Origin of the sequence: Mesorhizobium sp. CU3, assembly GCF_006442965.1 — a bacterium.
GTDB lineage: Bacteria > Pseudomonadota > Alphaproteobacteria > Rhizobiales > Rhizobiaceae > Mesorhizobium.
The window spans coordinates 32,593-54,355 of record NZ_VFWX01000010.1 but is presented as its reverse complement, the minus strand read 5'-3'; the positions used below and the strand labels follow the sequence as shown (position 1 = coordinate 54,355).

17 protein-coding genes are annotated in these 21,763 nt (G+C 64.1%); 11 read left to right on the top strand and 6 right to left on the bottom strand.

The genetic code is table 11. From position 1 onward, the window contains the following. Positions 1-57 precede the first annotated feature (57 nt). Positions 58-1,239: a glycosyltransferase family 4 protein gene (locus FJ988_RS16660; RefSeq protein ID WP_140819437.1), complete on the bottom strand. Its 1,182-nt coding sequence runs from the start codon at positions 1,237-1,239 to the stop codon at positions 58-60. A gap of 189 nt (positions 1,240-1,428) precedes the next feature. Here FJ988_RS16660 and FJ988_RS16655 point away from each other — a divergent pair, with 189 nt between their 5' ends. The 3 genes from FJ988_RS16655 to FJ988_RS16645 are packed head-to-tail and all read left to right on the top strand — an operon-like array spanning position 1,429 to position 4,708. Then, positions 1,429-2,331 carry a hypothetical protein gene (locus tag FJ988_RS16655; RefSeq protein WP_140819436.1) on the top strand — a complete coding sequence of 301 codons (903 nt, stop codon included), beginning with the start codon at positions 1,429-1,431 and terminating at the stop codon, positions 2,329-2,331. A gap of 8 nt (positions 2,332-2,339) precedes the next feature. Next, on the top strand, positions 2,340-3,299 hold the full coding sequence (locus tag FJ988_RS16650; protein WP_140819435.1) for a glycosyltransferase: 960 nt from the start codon (positions 2,340-2,342) through the stop codon (positions 3,297-3,299). A gap of 5 nt (positions 3,300-3,304) precedes the next feature. Continuing rightward, positions 3,305-4,708 (top strand): glycosyltransferase family 1 protein, encoded by a 1,404-nt coding sequence (locus FJ988_RS16645; protein WP_140819434.1) that lies wholly within the window; start codon positions 3,305-3,307, stop codon positions 4,706-4,708. A gap of 77 nt (positions 4,709-4,785) precedes the next feature. On the opposite strand, the gene FJ988_RS16640 is transcribed toward FJ988_RS16645, so the two are convergent. Together FJ988_RS16640 and FJ988_RS16635 are read right to left on the bottom strand one after the other, a co-directional pair. Further along, on the bottom strand, positions 4,786-5,022 hold the full coding sequence (locus FJ988_RS16640) for a hypothetical protein (protein WP_140819433.1): 237 nt from the start codon (positions 5,020-5,022) through the stop codon (positions 4,786-4,788). Between the two features lie 80 nt (positions 5,023-5,102). Next, positions 5,103-5,852 carry a DUF899 domain-containing protein gene (locus FJ988_RS16635; RefSeq protein ID WP_140819432.1) on the bottom strand — a complete coding sequence of 250 codons (750 nt, stop codon included), beginning with the start codon at positions 5,850-5,852 and terminating at the stop codon, positions 5,103-5,105. A 124-nt stretch (positions 5,853-5,976) separates the two neighbouring features. On the opposite strand from FJ988_RS16635, the gene FJ988_RS16630 reads away from it, so the two are divergent. Both FJ988_RS16630 and FJ988_RS16625 read left to right on the top strand, forming a co-directional pair. Further along, positions 5,977-7,197 (top strand): helix-turn-helix domain-containing protein, encoded by a 1,221-nt coding sequence (locus tag FJ988_RS16630; RefSeq protein WP_140819431.1) that lies wholly within the window; start codon positions 5,977-5,979, stop codon positions 7,195-7,197. 62 nt (positions 7,198-7,259) lie between these two features. Further along, the gene (locus FJ988_RS16625; RefSeq protein WP_140819430.1) at positions 7,260-7,895 is read left to right on the top strand and encodes a DUF5074 domain-containing protein; all 636 of its coding nucleotides are present in this window, start codon (positions 7,260-7,262) and stop codon (positions 7,893-7,895) included. Between the two features lie 78 nt (positions 7,896-7,973). On the opposite strand, the gene FJ988_RS16620 is transcribed toward FJ988_RS16625, so the two are convergent. Together FJ988_RS16620 and FJ988_RS16615 are read right to left on the bottom strand one after the other, a co-directional pair. Further along, complete coding sequence (locus FJ988_RS16620; RefSeq protein ID WP_140819429.1) at positions 7,974-9,062, bottom strand: acyltransferase family protein; 1,089 nt, start codon at positions 9,060-9,062, stop codon at positions 7,974-7,976. A gap of 174 nt (positions 9,063-9,236) precedes the next feature. Beyond that, positions 9,237-10,739, bottom strand: coding sequence for a winged helix-turn-helix domain-containing tetratricopeptide repeat protein (locus FJ988_RS16615; RefSeq protein WP_140819428.1), 1,503 nt, complete (start codon positions 10,737-10,739; stop codon positions 9,237-9,239). A gap of 149 nt (positions 10,740-10,888) precedes the next feature. On the opposite strand from FJ988_RS16615, the gene bcsN reads away from it, so the two are divergent. The 5 genes from bcsN (at position 10,889) to FJ988_RS16590 (ending at position 19,905) form a co-directional block, all read left to right on the top strand. Further along, positions 10,889-11,914: a cellulose biosynthesis protein BcsN gene (gene bcsN, locus FJ988_RS16610; RefSeq protein WP_140819427.1), complete on the top strand. Its 1,026-nt coding sequence runs from the start codon at positions 10,889-10,891 to the stop codon at positions 11,912-11,914. Between the two features lie 185 nt (positions 11,915-12,099). After that, entirely contained in the window at positions 12,100-14,295 is a 2,196-nt protein-coding gene (gene bcsA, locus FJ988_RS16605) for a UDP-forming cellulose synthase catalytic subunit (RefSeq protein ID WP_140819426.1), read from the top strand. Beyond that, a complete protein-coding gene (locus FJ988_RS16600) occupies positions 14,292-16,670 on the top strand; it encodes a cellulose biosynthesis cyclic di-GMP-binding regulatory protein BcsB (protein WP_140819425.1) in 2,379 nt (792 codons plus the stop codon). The genes bcsA and FJ988_RS16600 overlap by 4 nt, the downstream gene beginning before the upstream one ends. Before the next feature lie 35 nt (positions 16,671-16,705). Next, positions 16,706-17,725, top strand: coding sequence for a glycosyl hydrolase family 8 (locus FJ988_RS16595; protein ID WP_140819641.1), 1,020 nt, complete (start codon positions 16,706-16,708; stop codon positions 17,723-17,725). Beyond that, complete coding sequence (locus FJ988_RS16590; protein WP_140819424.1) at positions 17,722-19,905, top strand: lipopolysaccharide assembly protein LapB; 2,184 nt, start codon at positions 17,722-17,724, stop codon at positions 19,903-19,905. Before FJ988_RS16595 ends, FJ988_RS16590 begins: the two co-directional genes overlap by 4 nt. Positions 19,906-19,911: 6 nt before the next feature. On the opposite strand, the gene efp is transcribed toward FJ988_RS16590, so the two are convergent. After that, on the bottom strand, positions 19,912-20,481 hold the full coding sequence (gene efp / locus FJ988_RS16585; RefSeq protein WP_140819423.1) for an elongation factor P: 570 nt from the start codon (positions 20,479-20,481) through the stop codon (positions 19,912-19,914). Between the two features lie 129 nt (positions 20,482-20,610). On the opposite strand from efp, the gene epmA reads away from it, so the two are divergent. After that, positions 20,611-21,654 (top strand): EF-P lysine aminoacylase EpmA, encoded by a 1,044-nt coding sequence (gene epmA / locus FJ988_RS16580; RefSeq protein ID WP_140819422.1) that lies wholly within the window; start codon positions 20,611-20,613, stop codon positions 21,652-21,654. Positions 21,655-21,763: the final 109 nt, after the last annotated feature.

Genomic DNA, 21,763 nt, shown 5'->3' with positions numbered 1-21,763 from the left:
GCAATGCGGGTGTCCCTGCAAGCACAGGGGCGCGCATCAGCGCGATTGACGGGATCGCTATTGTTCTACAGCGAGCCCACCATCGGACGGCACGACCACCCGCCGGGCCGATGGTGATTGCGGCGCGATGCGCGATTTCGAGGATGCCAGGTTTGCAATCTCTTCGATTTTCGCAACCGCAAGCTGAATGCCGCCGGTGAGCTGGCTTGCGGCGACGTAGCTGTGCGCCAGCCTGGTGAGGCTTGCGCGGCTCTCGACGGCAGCGGCAGCCGCCTTGGCGATCGCCGCAGGCGAGGCATGCTCCGGCAACACAGACCCGGCGCCGGATGATTTGACATGCACGGCGTAACCGCAGTTTTCGGTCGTCACGACAGGGACGTTCGCTCCCAGGGCTTCAACGATCACGGTCCCGGTCACATCCAGTCGAGCCGGGTGGACCAGCACGTCGCATGCGCCAAAAAGGCGATCGAGCATATCATGATCGACCATGCCCAAGGTCGTGATGCGGTCGAGATAGCCTTCAAGGCCCGCTCTTTCGAGAAGCCGGCCCAAGCGCTTGTCCCCGGGATCGACGCCGGCGATGAGAAGCCGTGCGTTCCTGGACATGGCAAGTGCGGCTATTACCCGTTCCAGGCCTTTCACTTTGGGCTGCAGGCCGATCCATAGCCACGCGCACTGGTGATCCTTGATGTCGAAGGAACGGCGCAGGCCCAACCGCTCCTGTTCGGTCGGCGAGGGGATGAGGCGGCGAGGGTCGAGCGTCGGCGGCAAGACGGTAATCCGCCCGATATCGATCGACCAGGCCTTTCGATAAGCATCGGCCTGCGCTTGGCTGAGCATAAGCAGGGCTGTATGCGAATCGGGTCCGCAACAGGCCTCTTCCAACCGCCGCAAAGCACGATAGCGAGGCATCAGGCCGGCTAGAAAACCGGTGGGGACGCGCCAATCCCCGCAATACAAGACGTCGAGACCGGTCAATCTCTGAAAGCCGACGACAATGCTCTTGCGGCGGTCGACAATGGCCTCGAGATCGCGCGAGAACGAGGTCATGCGGCCATGATTGGTCAAGCCGCGCGCCCGCAGTTTCGTAAGCGGGATACCGTCCGCGAGCGGGCTGCTCGAGGTGCTGATCAACCTTACATTATGGCCGCGCGCGGCCAGCGCGCGCCCAACTCTTGCTGCATCACGTTCGATTCCGCCTGCTTTGGCGAGATCGAAGACAGCGATCGCGATCTCCATTTTCACCCCGAACGTGGAAGCCGATGCACACCCGCAACCGGCAATTTGCGAGCCCCCAAGCAATCCATTTCCACTGGAGGATTTTTAACCTATACGCAAGCTGTTGTTAAGGTGGAAAGTAGGCGGCTGATCGAAGAAAGTTAGTCTTCCGCCGCCATTTCGATTCCATAAAAACACGCATGGAGAAAAATGCCAAAGGCCTTGTGGGAATACGAGCTGCGACAATGGTTGCATCTTCAGCCGCTCTTACACGCGATCAAAACTATTCGCTATAGAAAGATTGACGGGCGCTATCTGCAGCATCCGGCAAGGGAGGGCGATGTTGCGGCCATACGCCGCGCGGTTGGCGGTCGCCAGGTGCTCGTCACCGTAGCTTTTGGCGATCCAGGGTGCCTGGAGCTGCAATTGCGGCTCACGCAAGGGCTGGTTCGTCACGATCTCCACATTGTCGCCGACAACAGTGTCGATGACGGCGCCGCAAACGAAAACAAGTTGGCGAGCCTGACTGCCGGAGCCTCATACATCAGGCTTCCGGACAACCCATGGACCCGGAAAAACCCCAGCCGCTCGCATGGCGCCGCGCTGAATTGGGTGTGGCATCGTGTCTTGAAGCCGGCGGCTCCCGCGGCTTTCGGCTTCCTGGACCAGGATCTCTTCCCGACGCAGCCCTGTGATCCGTTCGAGCCGCTCGGTCGCGCGGACTTCCATGGGGATATGCGCCATGCCGGATCTCGTTGGTATCTGTGGGCCGGCTATTGCTTCTTTCGCTATGATGCGGTCATTGGCAAGCCATTGGATTTCGGTCTGGATTGGTTCGCCGGCCTGGATACCGGCGGCGCCAATTGGGATGTGCTCTACCGGCATGCCGATCCGCAGTCCGTGCCTCAAAGACCAATCACCGCGTTTGCGGTCCTGCCCGACATCGAGCTAAGGCGAGCCTACTGCGAATGGAGGGGCAGCTGGCTGCATGAGGTCGGTCTCGACGGCGACTTGTCTCTGAAGTTGAGGAAACGCGAGGCGGTGAAGCGGCTTCTGCAGCCCGCGCTCCATGCCTCGCAAACCGCGCAAGGGATTCCGCTTTGCCGACAGTGAGTGTCATCATGCCGATGAAAAACGGCGAGGATTATGTCGCGGATGCCCTGCAAAGTATGATGAATCAGGACCTTGCCGACATCGAAATCATCGTCGTCGATGACGGGTCGTCGGACGGCAGCGTCGCCATCGCGAGGCGGATCGGCGAGCATGACGGCAGGTTGAAGATCGTCACAAACCCGGGAAGCGGCATCGTCGACGCACTCAACGCGGGGATTTCTCTCGCCGAGGCGCCGTTGCTTGCGCGCATGGATTGCGACGACGTCTCCATGCCCAACCGATTGCGGTTGCAGGTAGAGCGATTTAGCACAAACCAGGAATTGCTGCTTCTGGGCAGCGCGGGAACGAGCATCGACAGCAACGACAGGGAGACGGGAACGATCGAGGTTCCCCTGGAAGGCGGGCAGATCCGCGATGCGCTGCTGAAGCACAATCCAATGCTTCATCCTACGACCATGTTTCGCGCCGCGCCCGCGCGCCGCGTCGGCGGCTATCGGCGCGCCTTCACCTATGCCGAGGACTACGACCTGTGGACGCGGCTTTCCGAAATTGGGCAACTGGCCAACATGGCAGAAAAGCTCGTCAGGCTGCGCACCCATTCGGCTCAGACGTCGAAGACAAAGCGCAATCGGCAAAAAGCCGCAGCCGCTCTCGTCAGGCAAGCGGCCGCGCTGCGTCGTCTTCGCTCCGAGCCGTTCGACGCGGATGGCCCGGCCGAGGATGCGATCAAATCCTTTCTGCTGTGGCGTGCCGGTCAGGGACATGGCATCGACGGCGATGAGTGCCGCGATATCGAATTGTTGCTGCGAACCCCAGGCATCTCCGCTGCCCTCACGCGCAGGGTGCTCTCCCTCGGGATGACCGGCGCGCCGCCCCTTAAGACCTTTGCGCTCGGATCACGGCTGGCCTGGCATAGGTTGGCCACCAAGCTGTCCGATCGCCGTGTTGATCGAGCAGGAAGAAAGTAGGCCTGATGCGACTGGTCATAGATCTTTCGAGCATGGTGCGCTGGCTGGGACCGCCGGTCGGCCTGGTGAGGGTTCAACGGCGTTACGGGGCCGTGGCGGAAGCTCTGCCGGCGTCTGAAGTAAGTTTCACGGTTTTTGATCCGGTCAAGCGGGTTCTGAGGCAAGTTCCTCCGGAGATTGCCGCTGAAATCGTCGCCGGAAGCATTTCTTGCGACATGAGTTTCTACCCGGACCCCGCCCGCATCAAAACGAGGTTCTATGACCGTTGGCCGAACCGGGCGCGGCAAATGCTGATGGCGATCATAAAACCGCGCAGGATTCTGATTTCGGAGATCGGGGCTTTGCGCCGGCGCAATCCGCACAGGATTTCTATGCCATTGCTGGACCGGATCGAGAACCGCTTGATGAAACCCGCGGAGCGGCGACTGATTGCGCGCGGCGATGGCTCGCGTGTCCAGATCGTGCCGCTGAGGACGATAGCAGGCGATGAATTTCAGCTGTCGAACGACGACCGCATCCTGCTGATGAACAATGACTGGCAGCACACGGACATTGAAATCATTTCCAGGGAGAGCCGCGCCGCTGGGGCGCAGGTGGTCGTTCTGCTCAACGACATCATCCCGATCCAGTTTCCCGACTGGTACAAGCCGCATGACGTCAAGCGGTTCGCCGACTATGTCGACCTGGCGCTGCGGCTGGCCGACCGCTTCATCCTGACGTCAAAACGAGTGAGTGCCGATGTCGAGGAATACGCCGCCGGGCGCGGCATTCGCCTGCCGCAGTTGAAGCATGTGCCCCTTGGTTGCGATGTGGTCCGCAAATCGCAAACGAACGCCGATCTGCCGGACAAGCTTAAGGCCGGCCGCTACATCCTGTTCGTTTCAACCATTGAGCCGCGCAAGAACCATGCGCTGCTGATGGAGGTGTGGCGACGCCTCGCTGAGGATGGGACGGTGAAGCGTAGCGATTTTCAGCTTGTCTTTGCCGGACGCAGCGGCTGGCTGGTCGACGGGGTGCTGGAGAAGCTGCATGGCCACCCCGAATATGGCGGGAGTCTCATTCACCTCGACAATGTAGACGACGCCACGCTCACCGCTCTCTATGGAAACAGCGCGTTCTGCGTTTACCCCTCGCTCTACGAAGGCTACGGCTTGCCGCCGGTCGAGGCGCTGGCCTACGGCAAGGCGCTGATCGCTTCGACCGGCGGCGCGATCGCCGAAGTGGTCGGATCGTTTGGGCTCTGCCTCGATCCGCACGACGTCGACGGTTGGGAGAGCTCCATGCGCCAATGGATGACGGATTCGCAGGCGCGAGCGCCTTACGAGGCCAGAGCGTCGGAATTTGTGCCGCGCACATGGGAGCAGGCCGGCCGGGAAACGCTCGACGCCGTGAAGGCGCCATTCGTCTGACCGAGACCAATAGGCCACGGAGACAAATGACCGCCTCTAGCGCTCAGCCGGCATTGGTCCAGGTTTGAAGGAGCGGCTCAAGCCCGCCTCGCCACCACCCTTAGCCACGGCGCCAGATGAAATGCCGCCATCAAGAGATACATAGGCACCATGCCGCTCAGCATCGAGGCGCCGGCGCCGGACATGCACGTCATGTCCTGACCATAAGCCGCCGTCAGAAGCGCCATCATCGCAAAAGTCGGCGCTGCCGCGAGGCAGAGCCAGTCGGCGAGGCCGAAGCCGCTCAGGCGAGGGGCAGGGTTGTCGATGCTCATCTCTTCGACCTTTTTGAAGTTGCCGCGTTGAAGAACTCGGTTTTGGCGGCGCTACCTGCGCCGCCAAAGCCGCCTCTCGCTCAGGCGTCCTTGTTGCGGAACGCCGCTTCGCCGGCATCCGAGACCTCGACCCAGCGCTGGTCGGGGGCGGCGCCTTCTTCGTAATTGTTGTGCCAGTTCCACCACTTGTAGGTCTGGGTCTGCGGATAGCCTTGCGGCGAATCCTCCCACACCTCCTGGCGGCCTAGCGGGGTGACGTCGAGATAGCTCCAGACGGTGCCGAACGCTTCGTCGCCACGATTGTTGACGAAATAGGTGCGGAAGATGCGGTTGCCGTCGCGGATGAAGACGTTGTGGCCGTGCCATTCGTCGACGCCGAAATCCTTATCCCAGCTGTCGGTGATGGTGTACCAGGGCATCTTCCAGTCCATCCGCTCCTTAACCCGGCCGATGTCGGCCTGCGGTGCGCGCGAGGCGTAGGCCAGCGTGGTGTCGCGGGCGTTGAGATGAGCGAGGTTGCCGACCATGTCGGCGCCGAGCGAGCAGCCGCGGCAAGCATGCCCCGGCCAGCCATAGACGCCCGGTTCGAAGAACGCGCGGTAGATCACCAGCTGGCGGCGGCCCTCGAACAGGTCGGCGAGGCTCGCCTTGCCGTTCGGACCTTCGAATACATAGTCCTTCTCGACCAGCAGCCAAGGCATGCGGCGGCGTTCGGCGGCCAGCGCGTCGCGGGCGCGGGTCAGCGCCTTTTCCTTGACGAGCATTTCTTCATAGGCGCCTTCCCAGGCCTCCTGCGAAACGATCGGCGGTGTCTTCATCTGCTGGGTCATTGCTCTTGTCCCGTTCTTGGGTTTGGTTGGGGGTGACAAGGACTAAGCTAGGGCCGGATGGCGCCGTGGCGGGAGTTACAACTGTGACGGGATTTTTCTCGACGGGTGCGAAAACCGGAGCCGCATGGATTCGCTGATCAACGCTGCCGGCCGCGCGCTGGCCTTGGGCGATCCGCTCGGCGCGCTGAAGCGCGTCGCGCTGCGCGAGGATGCGCCGGCGCTGGCGCTGCGCGGCATCGCCATGGCGCAGCTCGGCGATTTCACCAAGGCGAAGATGCTTTTGAAAAGCGCTGCCCGTGCCTTCACTTCGCGGGAGGCCGTCGCCCGCGCCCGCTGCGTCGTCGCCGAGGCCGAGATCGCGTTGGTCTCGCGCGACCTCGGCTGGCCGGAGAAAGCGCTGCGTTCGGCGCGCACGACGCTTGCAGCGCATGGCGACCGCATCAATGCCGCCTATGCCGGCAGCCTCGAGGCGCGTCGGCTGATCCTGATCGGCCGGCTGGGCGAAGCCGAACGCCTGCTCTCCGGCCTAGATCCGGCGCCCCTGCCGCCGGTGGCGCGGGTCGCGCATGAGCTTGCGGCGGCGGGAATCGCGGTTCGGCGCCTGCGCACGAAGGCGGCGCGCTCGGCCTTCGGCCGGGCATCGCTTGCGGCTTACCAGGCTGACATTGCGGCGCTGAAGGCCGAGGTCGAAGCGGCGTCGCTTGTGTTGAACACGCCGGTCGGCCGGCTGATCGCGCGAGGCTCGGAAAAACCGCTCCTGCTCGACGAGGTCGAGGCGCTGTTCGCCTCCGGCACGCTGGTCGTCGACGCTTGCCGCAATGTCGTGCGCAAGGCCGACATGGTGGTGCCACTGGCCAGCCGGCCGGTGCTGTTCGCGCTGGCGCGCACGCTGGCCGAAGCCTGGCCGTCGGACGCCTCGCGCGAGACGCTGCTCAAGCGCGCCTTCCGCGCCAGGCACGCCGATGAATCGCATCGCGCGCGGCTCAGGGTCGAGATGGGCCGGCTGCGCGCCGAGCTCGCCGCTGTGGCGGAAATCAACGCCACGGCGGTCGGCTTCGCGCTGACGCCGCTCGGCGCCGGTGAGGTCGTCGTGCTGGCGCCACCGGTCGAGGAGGAGCATGGCGCGGTGCTGGCTTTCCTCGCCGACGGCGAATCCTGGTCGAGCTCGGCGCTAGCGATCGCGCTCGGCGCCAGCGCGCGCACCGTGCAGCGGGCGCTGGAGGATCTTTCGAGCCAGGAAAAGGTTCAGGCTGTCGGTCGCGGCCGGGCGCGCCGCTGGATGATGCCGCCGGTCACCGGATTCCCGACTGTCTTGTTACTCCCGGGTCCGCTGCCGAGCGACTAAGCATGTCTCCGGAAGCGCGGAACCGATTGTTCGGCGCCTTGTAGAAATTGATGGAGAGAAAAATGAAACGAGCGGCCGCCGAGATCCTGCGTGAATACGGACCGTTTCCGGGCATCGAGCGCGTCAACGGCGTCACTTATGACGGCAAGAATGTCTGGTTCGCGAGCGACGACAAGCTGAACGCGCTCGATCCGGAAAGCGGCGCGCTCGTGCGCTCGATCGATGTCGCCGCGCATGCCGGCACCGCCTTCGACGGCGAATATCTCTACCAGATCGCCGAGGACCGCATCCACAAGGTCGATCCCAACACCGGCAAAGTCGTCGCCACCATTCCGGCTCCCGGCAATGGCGGCGACTCAGGCATGGCCTGGGCCGAAGGTTCGCTCTGGGTCGGCGAATACCGGGCCCAGAAAATCCATCAGATCGATCCTGAAACGGGCAAGGTGATCCGCAGCATCGAATCCAAGCGCGTCGTCACCGGCGTCACCTGGGTTGACGGCGAACTCTGGCATGCGACCTGGGAAGACGACGAGGGCGATCTCTTGCGCATCGATCCCGAGACGGGCGACCTGCTCCAGGAACTGGAGATGCCGTCCGGCGTGTCGGGCCTGGAATCCGATGGCGCCGGCTGCTTCTTCTGCGGTGGCGGCGGCAGCGGCAAGATCAAGGCCGTGCGCCGTCCTGGCGCCGGCAAATGATCCGACTGAGCAATTCCAGGAAAAGTGCCTGGCGGTTTTCCGTCCGGAATTGCGTAGAGACCAAGAGCCTTAAGGTGATCAGGCGGCCTCGCGCGCCGGCCGCGACATGGTCTTGTCGGCGCGTTGCGGGGACTTCGGGCCATCGACATGCGCCCAGGCCGGGCGTTCGAACAGGAAGGTGCCGAAGCCGGTCCATTTGACGACGAAATAGAGGATCACCGGGCTGATCACCGAGGACACCAGCACCACAAGGCTGAGCATCCCGGTGTCGGTGATGAGCCCGGTCGAAAGGGCAACGCCGCGCACGATAGACATCGGGATGGTGAAGGCGACATAGACCACCAGCGAATGCTCGCCCAGCCACCGCAGCCATTCCATGGACGAGAATTTCGACAGGAAGCCGCCAAGCACGCAAAGCGCCACCGCGCCGGCGACGGCTAAAGTCAGATGCAGCGGCGGCCATGCCGCCAGCCCCATCCTGGTGTCGACCGGTTCGACCACATAGCCGGGCGAATAGACCAGCAGCCCGTTGATGATCGCCCAGGCGAGCAGGCCGGCGATGGCTATCGCCGAGCGGTCCTGCGTCCACGCGACGAGCCGGAACACCAGCGGCGCCATGACGAAGCCGAGATAGAAGAATACGAAATAGGCCGCAAACTGCTCCAGAGCGTAGCTGTCGGGCTTCGGCGCCCACATCTGCAGCGCGGCGGCGAGCGGGATGACAACCCAGTGTGGCACGCGAAGCTCGCGCAGCACGCGTATGACGATGCCGAAGATCGCCAGCATGTAGATGAACCACAAGACGCCATAGGGCTCAACGACAGCCATTGCGAGATCATGCAGCATGCCGGCGGGATCGCCGCTGAAAATGCCGATCTTCAAGCCGATCGAGATGATCGCCCACAGCACGTAGAAGTAGAGATAGTGGACGACGCGGCGGTCGATGTAGCGGCGCCACGGCCGGTCGATCACCTGCGACAGGAACAGGCCCGAGATGAGGAAGAATTCCGGCATGCGGAAGGGCGTCGCGAAGCCGATGACATAGTGCATGAACCCCACTTCGCCCGTATGTTCGCCGGTGTTGTAGGCCGAATACATCATCACTACCAGGATGATGGACAGGCCTTTGGCCGTGTCCACCCACGGCATGCGGTTCGGGTTGCTCATGCGCGATCTCGAGGAAATTCCACTGCCGCAATTGTAGCGGACCGACGAATGCCTCGCAGCAACAAGCTTACGCTATCGTAAACGGAAACCTTGTGCGGGGCCGGCGTTAACCATCGCCTGACGCCAGCAGCGCGGCGGCTGCACGCGTCTCGCTATCGCCGCCGGAAGAGGACTTCACGCAGGAAAGCCGGCCTTTTTGAAGCCTGAAGTGAAAAGCGAGAGAGCGACTTCGTCGGCGAACGGGAGACCTGAAATCAATCGAACAGTCATGTCATGTTTCCTTGTCAGCGCTTTCTCGACTTCGGCGCGCGCCTTCTCCATCTCATCCAGATGTGCGTATGACGCTGCAAGGAACGCATGAATGAAGAAGTGGTCGCCGGCCTTCTGATAAGAACCGACTGCTTCCGAGTACCTTCCAAGCAGGAAAAGGGAGCTGCCCTTCACCTCCCAAAACCATATCGGAGGTAAGGGGTCGCGCAGCAGCGCACTGTCGAGCACATTGAGCGCCGCCTCGGCCCGTCCGCCGTAGTTGAGCCAGCTCGCGTAATCCCCTGCGATGTTCACGTCCAGCGGGTTCAGCGAGCGTGCTCGCTCGAAATGCGCTCCCGCATCGCTGTGCTGGCGCATGTGCGTAAGGACCAGCCCCATGCTCTGGTGACAGACGCCGTCGCTTCTGTCGAGCGCGAGCGCCGTTCGCGCCGAGTCCCAGGCCTTGTGCAGCGTCCGCGGGTCGTTGTCATACCAAAATCTGCCGACAAGGGCCTGTGCCACGAAGGCGTGGCCTTGAGCGAATGTCGAATCGAGCTCGACACACCGAACGAACAGAGGCTCGGACTTGTCCAATTCATATCGGTGGAAATGCGCGCGCCCCTGCAGGTAGTAATCGTATGCGTCCCAATCGGCTGGGGGCTTGCGTCTGGTGCGGTTCGCCGAATCGGCCTCCGTCTGGCCTTCGACGATCGAGGCGATAAGAGCGGCAATCTCGTCTTGCAATGCAAAGATGTCGTCGGTGGCCCGGTCGTACCGTTGGGCCCACAGGTGGGTGCCGGTGGCGGCGTCAATCAATTGTGTGGTGATCCGAATGCGATCACCTAGTTTTCGTACGCTGCCTTGGACGAGGTAGCGAACCCCGAGTTCGCGCTTTACTTCGGCAATGTTCAATTCCGGATGGCGAAACTGAAAAGATGAATTGCGCGCGATGACGAGGAGAGAGCGAAACCTGGCCAGTTCCGTGATTATGTCCTCGGTTATGCCGTCGCTGAGATACTGCTGGTCCTGATCGCCGCCCAAGTTGGCAAAAGGCAGCACCGCGATCGACGGCTTGCCGGACGGAGGCGTCGGTCTGCCAGACCCGCTCGCCGCTGGCTCGACAGCCCCAGTGAAGCGATAGCCGACGCGAGGCACGGTGGCGATCCATTCACCGCCGTTGTCAGCCGGACCGAGAGCCTTTCTTAGTGTCGCGATTTGGACGGTAAGGTTGCCTTCCTCAACGGCGGTGCCCGGCCAGGCAGCATCCATCAGCTCTGCCTTGCTCAGGATATCACCGGGTCGTGCCGTAAGCGCGGCAAGCAGCATCAGCCCACGATGCCCAACAGCGATCGGGATATGCTCTTTAAGAAGCGTCCCCGAATCGGGATCGAGTACGAACGGACCGAAGGCGATGCGACTCCCCTGCATGTGGGCATATTAGACGTTCGAAAGTTTTCGGGACAGTCTTGGAGCCCACTGTGACCTTTTTGACTCGGTATCATGGTTGTCGCGCACATTGATCGGGCGAACCCCATTTGTCCTTCGTTAATCAAGGCGAATCTCTTAGCTTCGCGCGCATGACATTTGCCGGGGCTCGCCAAATCTTCGCTGCCCGCCACCATGCAGGCGGATCGCTTGGCGTTTTTCTCGGGCTTGCGGGCCTCGCGTCGGCTCTTTTCCTGGCGAGTTGCGCATCCCCGCCGCCGCTCACCAATTCCACCGGCACCAGCATCGTTTCGTCCGAAACCGCCTTTGCCTACCCGGCTCCTGGGGGACCCGTCGTGACGACGGTCCTGGAACGGCGCTATGCCAACGCCACCGAGCAGGACATCCTTTTGTCGACCTCGGCGCGCACGCCCGGCCAGAACATGCTTCGCGTACAGATGTTCGGCCCGGTCGACGCTTCGCTTGCCGGCGAGAGCAGGCTGCGCGACGGCTATCTGCCGATCGGCGACGTCGGCTCCGAGATGCGCCAGTTGCTGCCCGGTGTCCGCATGCAGCGCTCGCCTTTCTACGTGCAGAACAAGTACGGCCCGTTCGGCTATGCGGTCGGCCGCAGCGCTTCGGGCGACACCTGCCTATATGGCTGGCAGCGCATTACCTCGACCGGTTCGACCGAGACCCTGATCGGCAACAAGGGCTCGGTTCAGGTCAGGCTGCGACTCTGCGACCAGAATGCATCAGAGCAGCATCTGCTTGACGTCATGTACGGCTATACGATTTCCTCCTCGTTCAAGACGCGCAACTGGAACCCTTACGGCAACGCGCCGGCGCCTGACGATGCGATCGGCAAGTCCGGGCATCCGATCTATCCGCTCGGCGCCACGCAGTTCGGAACAGTCACCGCGCCGCAGGCCGCGCCGGCGAAAACCGTGCGTCGAATCGCGCGTCCGCGTGTCATGGCCGAGCAGGCTCCCGCGACGCCGGACCCGGACCAGCCGATCGGCCCCACCGTGCCGCCGCCGCCGGGCGGACAGACGGCCGATTCGCAAGCGCCGGGGCCCGTTCCAGCGCCACCCGATTCCGCGGCGGCCGGGGGCCCTGCGACGGTCGTTCCGCCGCCGCCTTGCGCACATTCCGGCGCGTCCGGTTGCAATCAGTAGCCGGGAGAAACAACTCGTTAACCATCCCCAAGGCAAAACTGGCCGAAATGGGAAATCTGGGCGGGCGTTGTGGGTTTAGCGCCAAACCGGAACACGGCAGCGATGAGGCGAGGGGAGGTCGCTTTAGAGTGCGCGTATGACACGCGGCGGCGTTAGTGGCCGATGCCGATTGCAGGGGCACTTGAATGCGGAAGTTCCTGATCGTTTTGCAATGGGCGTTGGCATCGATCTGCGTGCTGACCATGGTGTCGCTGCCGATCAGCCTGGAGACGCAACTCGTCGCCTCGATGAGCGTGCTCGTCGCCATGATGATCCTCAAGCTGGTGCGGCCCGACGGTATCTGGCGGCTGGTCGCGCTTGCCTTCGGTACCGCGATCGTCATGCGCTATGTCTATTGGCGCACCACCTCGACGCTGCCGCCGATCAACCAGCTCGAAAACTTCATCCCCGGCGTGCTGCTCTATCTCGCCGAACTCTACAGCGTGATGATGCTGGCGCTGAGCCTTTTCGTCGTCGCGCTACCGCTGCCCTCACGCCCGTCGCGCGCCAATTCCAACGACCGCCTGCCGACCGTCGACGTCTTCATCCCGACCTATAACGAGGACCCCGAACTGCTTGCCAACACCATGGCGGCGGCGCGCGGCATGGACTATCCGCCGGACCGGTTCACCGTCTGGCTGCTCGACGACGGCGGTACGCTGCAGAAGCGCAACTCGGACCGCATCGTCGACGCCAACAATGCCGAGCGCCGCAACGCGCAACTGCAGAAGCTCGCCGCCGATCTCGGCGTCAACTACCTGACGCGGGACCGCAACGAGCACGCCAAGGCCGGCAACCTCAACAACGGGCTTTCGCAATCGACCGGCGAACTGATCGCCGTCTTCGACGCCGACCACGCGCCGGCGCGCGATTTCCTGAAGGAGACCGTCGGCTATTTCGACGAGGATCCGCGCCTGTTCCTGGTGCAGACGCCGCATTTCTTCCTCAACCCTGACCCGGTCGAGCGCAATCTGCGGACCTTCGAGAAGATGCCGTCGGAGAACGAGATGTTCTACGGCATCATCCAGCGCGGGCTGGACAAGTGGAACGCCTCCTTCTTCTGCGGCTCGGCGGCGGTGCTCAGGCGTTCGGCGCTGGTCGAGACCAACGGCTTCAGCGGCGTCAGCATCACCGAGGATTGCGAGACGGCGGTCGAGCTTCACGCGCGCGGCTGGCACAGCGTCTATGTCGACAAGCCGCTGATCGCCGGCCTGCAGCCTGCCACGTTCGCCTCCTTCATCGGCCAGCGCAGCCGCTGGGCGCAGGGCATGATGCAGATCCTGCGCTTCCGCTTCCCGCCGCTGAAGCGGGGCCTCTCGATCCCGCAGCGCCTCTGCTACATGTCGTCGACGCTGTTTTGGCTGTTCCCGTTCCCGCGCGCCATCTTCCTGGTCGCGCCGCTCTTCTACCTGTTCTTCGACCTGCAGATATTCACCGCCTCCGGCGGCGAGTTCATGGCTTACACGCTGAGCTACATGATCGTGAACTTGATGATGCAGAACTACCTCTACGGCGCCTTCCGCTGGCCGTGGATATCGGAGCTCTACGAATATGTGCAGACCGTGCATCTTCTGCCGGCCGTCATTTCGGTGATCCTCAATCCGCGCAAGCCGACCTTCAAGGTGACCGCTAAGGACGAGTCGATCTCGACCAGCCGGCTGTCGGAGATCGGCAAGCCGTTCTTCGTCATCTTCGGCGTGCTTCTGATCGGCGTGGCGATGACCGTCTACAAGGTCTATGCCGAGCCCTACAAGGCCGACGTCACACTGGTCGTCGGCGGCTGGAACCTGCTCAACCTCATCATGGCCGGCTGCGCGCTGGGGGTCGTCTCCGAGCGCGGCGAGCGCGCCGCCACCAGGCGCGTCAAGGTCAGCCGGCGCGCCGATTTCGAGATCAACGGCAAGTGGTTCAAGGGCACGATCGAGAATGTCTCGGCCTTCGGCGCGCGCCTCACCGTTCTCGGCGCGGAACTCGAGGATCTGGCCAAGGACGCCAGGGCCGGCATCCGCTTCAAGATGTTTGCCGACGGCACCGAGGCCGTGCTGCCGGTTACCATCCGCAATTTCGAGCGGACAACCGACGGCATCGCGGTGGGCTGCCTCTACCAGCCGAGCGAAGCCGTGCATCACCGGCTGGTCGCCGATCTGATCTTCGCCAATTCCAAACAGTGGGAGCAGTTCCAGCTGTCGCGCCGCGGCAATCCGGGCCTGCTGCGCGGCACCGCCTGGTTCCTGCGGCTGGCGATCTACCAGACCTATCGCGGGCTGGTCTATTTCTGGCGCGACATCAGCGGCAGGAAGGCACAGGCGCCGGTCGGGCAACTCGCGGAGAAGCGGCCATGAGAAGCGCCTGCCTGCTTCTGTTGCTCCTTGCGGCGTCGCCGGCAGTGGCGCAGACGCCGTTCGACATGTCGGGCGACAAACCTGCCGTCGCGCCCGTGCCGCAATCTGCAACGCCTCCCTCCATGCAGTCGGGTACCCCGCCTGCCGTCACGCCGCCGGTTTCATCCACGCCGCTTGGGGCAACACTGCCGGCCGCGAGCAATCCGGCGCCGGTCGAACCGACGGCTGCTGCAGAGCCATCGAGACGCTATCTCGTGCCTTTCACCGAACTGGTGCTGGCCGGCGAATATGCGCAACGCTCCTGGTCGGTCTTCCTCACGCCCGAACAGGCGGCTGCCGCCAGCGAGCTCCATCTCGGCTACCAGAACGCTATCGTCGTGGCGCCGGAGTCCTCGCGCATGGCCGTGTCGATCAACGGCATCGCAGTCGTCGACGAGCCGATAGCGGCGTCGGACAACCCAGCCGACATCGTCGCCACGGTACCGCCGAAGGTGCTGCACGCCGGGTTGAACGATATCGTCATCTCCGCGGTGCAGCGGCACCGCACCGACTGCAGCATCCAATCGACCTACGAATTGTGGACACAGATCGATCTTGCCCGCACCTTCCTGGCGTTCGAAGGGGTGGACGCCGGCCGCTGGAAGCGGGTCGAGGATTTGCGCGCCATCGGCGTCGACGAAAGCGGTGCCACGACCTTCAACCTCATCGTGCCGTCCATGGCGCAGGCCGTCTCGACACCGTCGACGGTGCGGCTTGGCGAGGCGCTGGCGCTGATGGCCAACATGCCGAACCAGGCCTTCGAAGTCAGCGAGGACGATTCCCCCGAGGCTGGTCCCGGCGTCGCCAATGTGGTGCTCGGTCCGGCCGCGGATGTCGCCAAGGTGCTTTCCGCGCTGCCCCAGGGCGCTGAGGCAGGACCGGTTGCCACGGTCGTCGACGATCCGAAGCTCGGCCCTTCGACCCTGGTGATCAGCGGGCCGACCTGGCAGGCCGTCGACATGGCGATCGACGACATCGCCAAGCAGGTCGATCGGCCGGTCGGCAGCCTGCGCACCAGCCTCGGCACGCGCAACTGGCGCACACCCGACGTGCCGATGCTGCAGGGCGCCAACAATCTCAAATTCTCCGACCTCGGCGTGAGCACGCTGGAATTCTCGGGGCGCCGGGTGCGCGCCGATTTCGCCGTCGGCGTGCCGGCCGATTTCTATGCCCGGTCCTATGGCCAGGCCACCATCCTGCTTGACGCCGCCTACTCGCAGGATGTGCTGCCGGGCAGCCACATCGACATCTATGTCAACGACAACATCGCCGCCACCGTGCCGATCACCACGGCGGGCGGCGAGATCCTGCGCCATCTGCCGATCAAGGTGACGATGCGGCACTTCCGGCCGGGCGACAACAATATCGCCATCGAGGCGGTGCTACTCACCCAGGCCGACGCGGTCTGTGCCCCCGGCGCCACGGCGTCGGGTGGCCAACGCTTCGTGGTCTTCGACACCTCTGAATTCGTCATGCCCGACTTCGCCCGGGTGGCGCGAACCCCGGACCTCGCCGCCATTAGCGGCACCGGCTTTCCCTATAGCCGGGTAGACTATCCGCTGCCGCTGATCATGGACCGCGCCCAATCGGAGACGGTCTCGGCGGGCGTGACGCTGCTGGCGCGCATGTCGGTCGCCGCCGGCCGTCTGATCCCGGTCGATGCTTCGACCGCGCCGACCGCGGTGGCAGAACGCAACGCCGTCTTCCTCAGTTCGTTGTCGCAGGTTCCGCCGACCGTGCTGGCGCAGGTCGGGGTCTCCGCCAACTCTTCCTCGGGCTGGGGCGAGGCGGTCGCGTCGATCAAGCCCAGCACCGATGCCACCTTCGACGAGTGGCGCCAGAAGTTGCGCGGCAGCGGCTGGCGCGGGCAGATCGGCTCCTTCGAAGACTGGATGACCCGGACGTTCAACATCTCGACGGACTCTTTCAGCATCTTCCCCGGCAGGCCGGCCGAATACACGCCGCAAGGCAGCGCCAGCCTGCTCGTCGCGCAAGAGGCCAGCCCAACCGCCGGCGGCACCTGGACGCTGATCACTGCGCCAAGCGCCGCCGCCTTGCGTGAAGGTGTGCGCACCTTGACCCAGCAACGCACCTGGCGGCAGCTGGGCGGCCATCTGACGACTGTCGATTCCGCCGACGACAAGGTCGTCACGCTGCCGGTTACGCATTTCAGCTTCATAGAGACGCAGCCGTTCTCGCTAGCCAATTACCGCCTCATCGTCGCCAACTGGCTGTCGGCGAACGCGCTGTCCTACGCGGTGGTGCTGACCGTGCTGTCTATCCTTCTGGGGTTCGCCACGGCGGGACTGCTCAGATCACTGGGGCGTCGCAGGTGAGCATTTCGAACCACGCGCTTCTTCTCGCCTTTGCCATGCTCTTCGCGCTGCTCGCGCCGGTCCGGCCGGGCCTTGCGGCTGCGGCGATCACGCCGGCGGAGTGGTCGGCCTACAAGGAAAAGTTCCTCGACCCGGTCGGACGAATCGTCGACAACGCCAATGGAGGGATTAGTCACAGCGAAGGTCAGGGGTACGGACTGCTTTTGTCCTATCTTGCCGGCAACCGGGGTGATTTCGACCGCATCTGGGCGTTCACGCGCACGGAGATGATGGTCCGCGACGACGGCCTTGCGGCCTGGAAATGGGATCCCGCCACAAAGCCGCATATCAGAGACACCAACAACGCCACAGACGGCGATATTCTCATCGCTTATGGCCTAGCGCTTGCCGGCGAGGCCTGGCGCCGCCCGGACCTGAAGCAGGGGGCGACCGCTATCGCGATGGCGCTTGCCGCAGGTAGCCTTGATACGGTCGGCGACCTCGTGCTTCTGAAACCCGGCAATGCCGGCTTCGGCTCCGGCGATCGCGCCGACGGTCCCGTCGTCAACCCGTCCTACTGGGTCTTCGAGGCGCTTCCGGTCATGGCGGAACTCGCGCCGAAGGGACCGTGGGACCAGCTTGCCGCCAACGGCAAGCTTCTGCTCGCCGCAGCCATGAAGATTGGACCGTCGAGCCTGCCGCCGGACTGGGTCTCGCTGAAAACCAAGCCGGCAGTCGCGGACGGTTTTCCGCAGGAATTCAGCTACAACGCGGTTCGGGTCCCGCTTTATCTGGTGCGGGCCGGCATTCGTGACCGCGGCCTGCTTGCACCCTTCGCCGCAGGCATGACCGACGACCAGGGGCGCGTCCGCGTCGTCGACATCGCCACCGGTGAGACCAGGGAACTGCTGACCGACACCGGCTATCGCATAATCCCGGCGCTGGTTTCCTGCGTCCTCGACGGCAAGCCGCTGGCCGACGACCTGAGGACTTTCCAGCCGACCGACTACTATCCGTCGACCTTGCAACTGCTGGCGCTGGCCTATGCGCGCCGCCACCATCCGGAGTGCTTATGAAGCCCACCGTCTTCATAGCCGCCGGAACGGCGTTGCTCGGCGCGGTGGTGCTGCATCAGGGCGGCTATTTCTCGAGCCCCGTCACCTTGCCCCCCGTTACCTTGCCCAATGTTGCGCAGCCGGCCGGCACCCAGGCGCGGCAGGATGGCTATCCGAAACCAATCGCGGTGGCCGATCGCGACGATCTGCCGGCCAAGGCGGATGCAGCTCCGGCCGCGACCGCGGCGGAATCCACGGTGCCTGCCTCGTCGCAAAAAGTAGACGAGACGGCGCTGCGCTACTTCGCCTCCAAGGGCGACACCAAACGGCTCAACGCCGAGATCGCGCGGCTGAAGGCGCTCTATCCGGACTGGACGCCGCCAGAGAATCCACTTGCCGTGCGCAAGGAAGGCGATCCGCAACTCGACCAGATGTGGAAGCTCTATTCCGACGGCAAGTTGCCGGAGCTGCGCAAGGCGATCGCCGACCGGCAGACCGCCCAGGCCGGCTGGCAGCCGCCGGCCGACCTGATGCAGCGGCTGGCCGTGGCCGAAGCGCGCGAACAACTGGTCAACGCCTCCAACCTGAAGCAGTACGATGCGGTCATCCGCGTCGGTTCGACCAATCCCAGCCTGCTCACCTGCGGCGATGTCGATGTGCTGTGGCGCGTCGCCGAGGCTTTCGCCAGCACCAAGCGCGAGGACCGCGCCAAGGACGCCTATCTCTACATCCTGAACAATTGCAAGAAGCCCGAAGAGCGCTACGCCACCGTCCAGAAGGCGCTGCCGCTGTTGTCGCGGCAGAACCTCGATTTGCTCCTGGCGACCGAGCAGAAGACGCCGGACGGCAAGGGCGAATTCGCGGCTCTGCGTGGCGATATCGCCAGGCAGAGCGTTGCCAATGCCGACGCCGATGCCAAGTTGGTCATCCCGGCCGCGGATATTGCAATGGTCGAGCAACTGGCCAAGGACGGTGGACTTGCTTCGGATAGCCTCTTGCTTGGCTGGTACTATGTCCGGCGCGACAATCCGCAAGCCGCCGAAACCTGGTTCCGCAAGGCACGCGACAAGGAAAACACCGCAAAAGCGTCGCAAGGCTTGGCGCTCGCTTTGATCAACGAGAACCGGCCGGCTGAGGCCGAGGATATCCTCTACCAGTGGCGCAACACCGACGACGACACACGCAAAGTCTATCTGGCATCGATCGCTAATCTGCTCGCCGTAACGCCGCCGCCGCCAATCAAGCCTGAAGTGCTGCAGCGCATGGTGCAGGAGGTCTATGCCAACAAGGACGCCGCCTCGGCGCAGCAGCTCGGCTGGTATGCCGATTCCCTCAACCAGCCGCAGACCGCGTCACAATGGTTCAAGCTGGCGCTCGACTGGAAGCCGGACGACGAGCCTTCCGCCTATGGCCTGGCGCTGACGCGCTGGAAGATCGGCGACAAGGCGGGCGTGAAGGAGATCCAGACCGCCTGGGCCGGCCGCTCTGAGCGGATTCCGACGGTCGGCGAGCGCAGCATCGAAACGGCGGCGTTGGGCAAGCGCAGGACGCGCGCAGCAGCACCAGACGACACGTCCGAGGATCAGCCGGTGCGGCGGCGCCCTGCGGCCCAGGAAGAAGCAAGCCAAGGCGAGGTGGAAAGCCCGCGCGTGGCAAGATCGGGGAGGGGCCAGCCGGTGCCCCGCGGTTGTTCGACCACGCTCGACCCGTCCTCGCTGCTACCGGTCGTGGCGCTGTCGCGCGGCTGGTGTCTGATGCAGGTGAACCGTCCGGTCGAGGCTGCCGCCGCCTTCGAGGTCGCGTTGCGCGGCGGGTCCGGCAAGACGCGAGCCGATGCCGCCTATGGCCAGAGCCTCGCCTATCTGCGCGCTGGCCTGACTGATCGCGCCGCGATCTCGGCCTCGCAGGCGCCAATGGATTCAGACCGCGCTGTCGAGATCAGGACGGCGCTCTTGGAGACACAGGCGAACACGGCTTTCGATCAAGGGCGCTACAACGAGACGATCCTGGCGCTCGACGAGCGCTCGCGCATCGCGCCCGAACGCACTGGACTGATGGTTCTGCGTGGCTACGCCTACCTGAAGCTTCGCCGCTTCGCCGATGCCGAGCAGATATTCCGCGCCGCGGCCGCGACCGGCAACCACGACGCGTTGCGAGGTCTGAATGACCTCAATGCGGCACGCCACCCGAGCGCCCAGTAGCGCGGATCAGTCCTTGGCGCGCTCGACATAGGAGCCGTCGGCCGTCATCACCACGATGCGCGTGCCGGCCGAAATATGCGGCGGCACCGCGGTGCGCACACCATTGGAGAGTATCGCCGGCTTGTAGGATGACGACGCCGTCTGGCCCTTGGTGACCGGCTCGGTCTCCACCACCTCGAAGGTGGCGCGCTGCGGCAGCACCAGCGAGATCGGCACGCCGTTGAACTGCGCCAGCTGCACGGCCATGCCTTCCAGCAGATAGGGTGCGAAGTCGCCGACCACGGCTTCCGAAGCCACGACCTGGTCGTAGCTTTCCGGGTTCATGAAGTGAAACCCTTCGCCGTCGGAATAGAGGAAGGTGTGCTCGCGCTCCTCGACATAGGCGCGCTCGACCATTTCGGTCGTGCGGTAGCGTTCCGAGACTTTCACGCCGTCGCCGATGCGGCGCATATCGAGCTGGGTCACCGGCGTGCCCTTGCCAGGGTGGATGTTTTCGGCAAAGAGGATGACATAGAGCTTGCCGTCCTTATCGACGACGTTGCCTTTGCGTAAGGAGCTGGCGATGACCTTGACCACGATGTTCGATCCCGTTCGAGTTTTTCGGCCTGCGAGCGTCGATTTCCACGAAGCGGCGACGGCGGCCATCGCGTGCGCCGTAGCGCATCTCGCGCCGAACCGCCAGTCTTGCGCGCGATTTTCCTGCCTATGACCGCCGCTTCACCCTGGTGGACGCCCGATATCCATGCCGATCGTCGGCCCCGGCTGATGGCGCGCAACGCCATCGCGGCCGCACTGCGCGGCTGGTTCGCCGAGCGCGATTTCGTCGAGGTGACGACCTCCGCGCTGCAGGTTTCGCCAGGCAACGAGGCGCATCTTGCCGCCTTCGCCACCGAGGCGATCGCGTCTGATGCGTCGCGCTGGCCGCTCTATCTCCACACCTCGCCGGAATTCGCCTGCAAGAAGCTGCTCGCCGCCGGCGAGAAGCGCATCTTCAGCCTCGGCGCCGTCTACCGCAACCGCGAGCGCGGCCCGCTGCATCATCCGGAATTCACCATGCTCGAATGGTATCGGGTCGGCGAGACCTATGAGAGCCTGATGGCCGATTGCGGGCAGTTCCTGGCGCTGACGGCGGAAAAGGCCGGCGCCAAGAGCTTCGCCTTTCGGGGCCGCGAGGCCGATCCATTCGCCGAGCCGGAGCGACTGAGCGTCGCGGAAGCCTTTACCCGCTACGCCGGTATAGACCTTCTGGCGACCGTCTCCGCCGACGGCAGCACGGATCGCGAGACCTTGCATGCCGGTCTGGTCCGGGCCGGCCTGCGCACCGCGCCCGACGACAATTGGGCTGACCTTTTCAGCCGCGTGATGGTGGAAAAGGTCGAGCCGGAACTGGGGCAGGGGCGGGCGACCATCCTCTATGGCTATCCCGTCTCGGAAGCCGCGCTCGCCCGGCCTAGCGCGGACGATCCGCGCGTCGCCGAGCGCTTCGAGCTCTATTGCTGCGGCGTCGAGCTCGCCAATGCCTTTGGCGAGCTCACCGACGCGAGCGAGCAGCGCCGCCGCTTCGTGGCCGAGATGGACGAGAAGGAGCGCGTCTATGGCGAGCGCTATCCGCTCGATGAGGATTTCCTCGCCGCCCTGGCTGTGATGCCGCAGGCCAGCGGCTCGGCGCTTGGTTTCGACCGGCTGGTGATGCTGGCGACCGGCGCCGCCAGGATCGACGACGTCATCTGGGCGCCGGTCGCGGGCTAACCTCCCTTCGATTTGATGCCGCTGCGATAAGCATCTAGCTCGAACCACCGCGATTGCCTTGAGATTGCCGCATCCGCCATTGCACTAGCGTTGGGGGAACAATAGATGG

Coding starts and splice junctions, on each gene's coding strand:
- FJ988_RS16590 (WP_140819424.1), top strand. CDS start 17,722: ATGAAGCCCACCGTCTTCATAGCCGCCGGAACGGCGTTGCTCGGCGCG.
- FJ988_RS16625 (WP_140819430.1), top strand. CDS start 7,260: ATGAAACGAGCGGCCGCCGAGATCCTGCGTGAATACGGACCGTTTCCG.
- FJ988_RS16655 (WP_140819436.1), top strand. CDS start 1,429: ATGCCAAAGGCCTTGTGGGAATACGAGCTGCGACAATGGTTGCATCTT.
- FJ988_RS16620 (WP_140819429.1), bottom strand. CDS start 9,062: ATGAGCAACCCGAACCGCATGCCGTGGGTGGACACGGCCAAAGGCCTG.
- FJ988_RS16630 (WP_140819431.1), top strand. CDS start 5,977: ATGGATTCGCTGATCAACGCTGCCGGCCGCGCGCTGGCCTTGGGCGAT.
- bcsN (WP_140819427.1), top strand. CDS start 10,889: ATGACATTTGCCGGGGCTCGCCAAATCTTCGCTGCCCGCCACCATGCA.
- FJ988_RS16600 (WP_140819425.1), top strand. CDS start 14,292: ATGAGAAGCGCCTGCCTGCTTCTGTTGCTCCTTGCGGCGTCGCCGGCA.
- bcsA (WP_140819426.1), top strand. CDS start 12,100: ATGCGGAAGTTCCTGATCGTTTTGCAATGGGCGTTGGCATCGATCTGC.
- epmA (WP_140819422.1), top strand. CDS start 20,611: ATGACCGCCGCTTCACCCTGGTGGACGCCCGATATCCATGCCGATCGT.
- FJ988_RS16635 (WP_140819432.1), bottom strand. CDS start 5,852: ATGACCCAGCAGATGAAGACACCGCCGATCGTTTCGCAGGAGGCCTGG.
- FJ988_RS16645 (WP_140819434.1), top strand. CDS start 3,305: ATGCGACTGGTCATAGATCTTTCGAGCATGGTGCGCTGGCTGGGACCG.
- FJ988_RS16650 (WP_140819435.1), top strand. CDS start 2,340: ATGCCGATGAAAAACGGCGAGGATTATGTCGCGGATGCCCTGCAAAGT.
- FJ988_RS16615 (WP_140819428.1), bottom strand. CDS start 10,739: ATGCAGGGGAGTCGCATCGCCTTCGGTCCGTTCGTACTCGATCCCGAT.
- FJ988_RS16595 (WP_140819641.1), top strand. CDS start 16,706: ATGCTCTTCGCGCTGCTCGCGCCGGTCCGGCCGGGCCTTGCGGCTGCG.
- FJ988_RS16640 (WP_140819433.1), bottom strand. CDS start 5,022: ATGAGCATCGACAACCCTGCCCCTCGCCTGAGCGGCTTCGGCCTCGCC.
- FJ988_RS16660 (WP_140819437.1), bottom strand. CDS start 1,239: ATGGAGATCGCGATCGCTGTCTTCGATCTCGCCAAAGCAGGCGGAATC.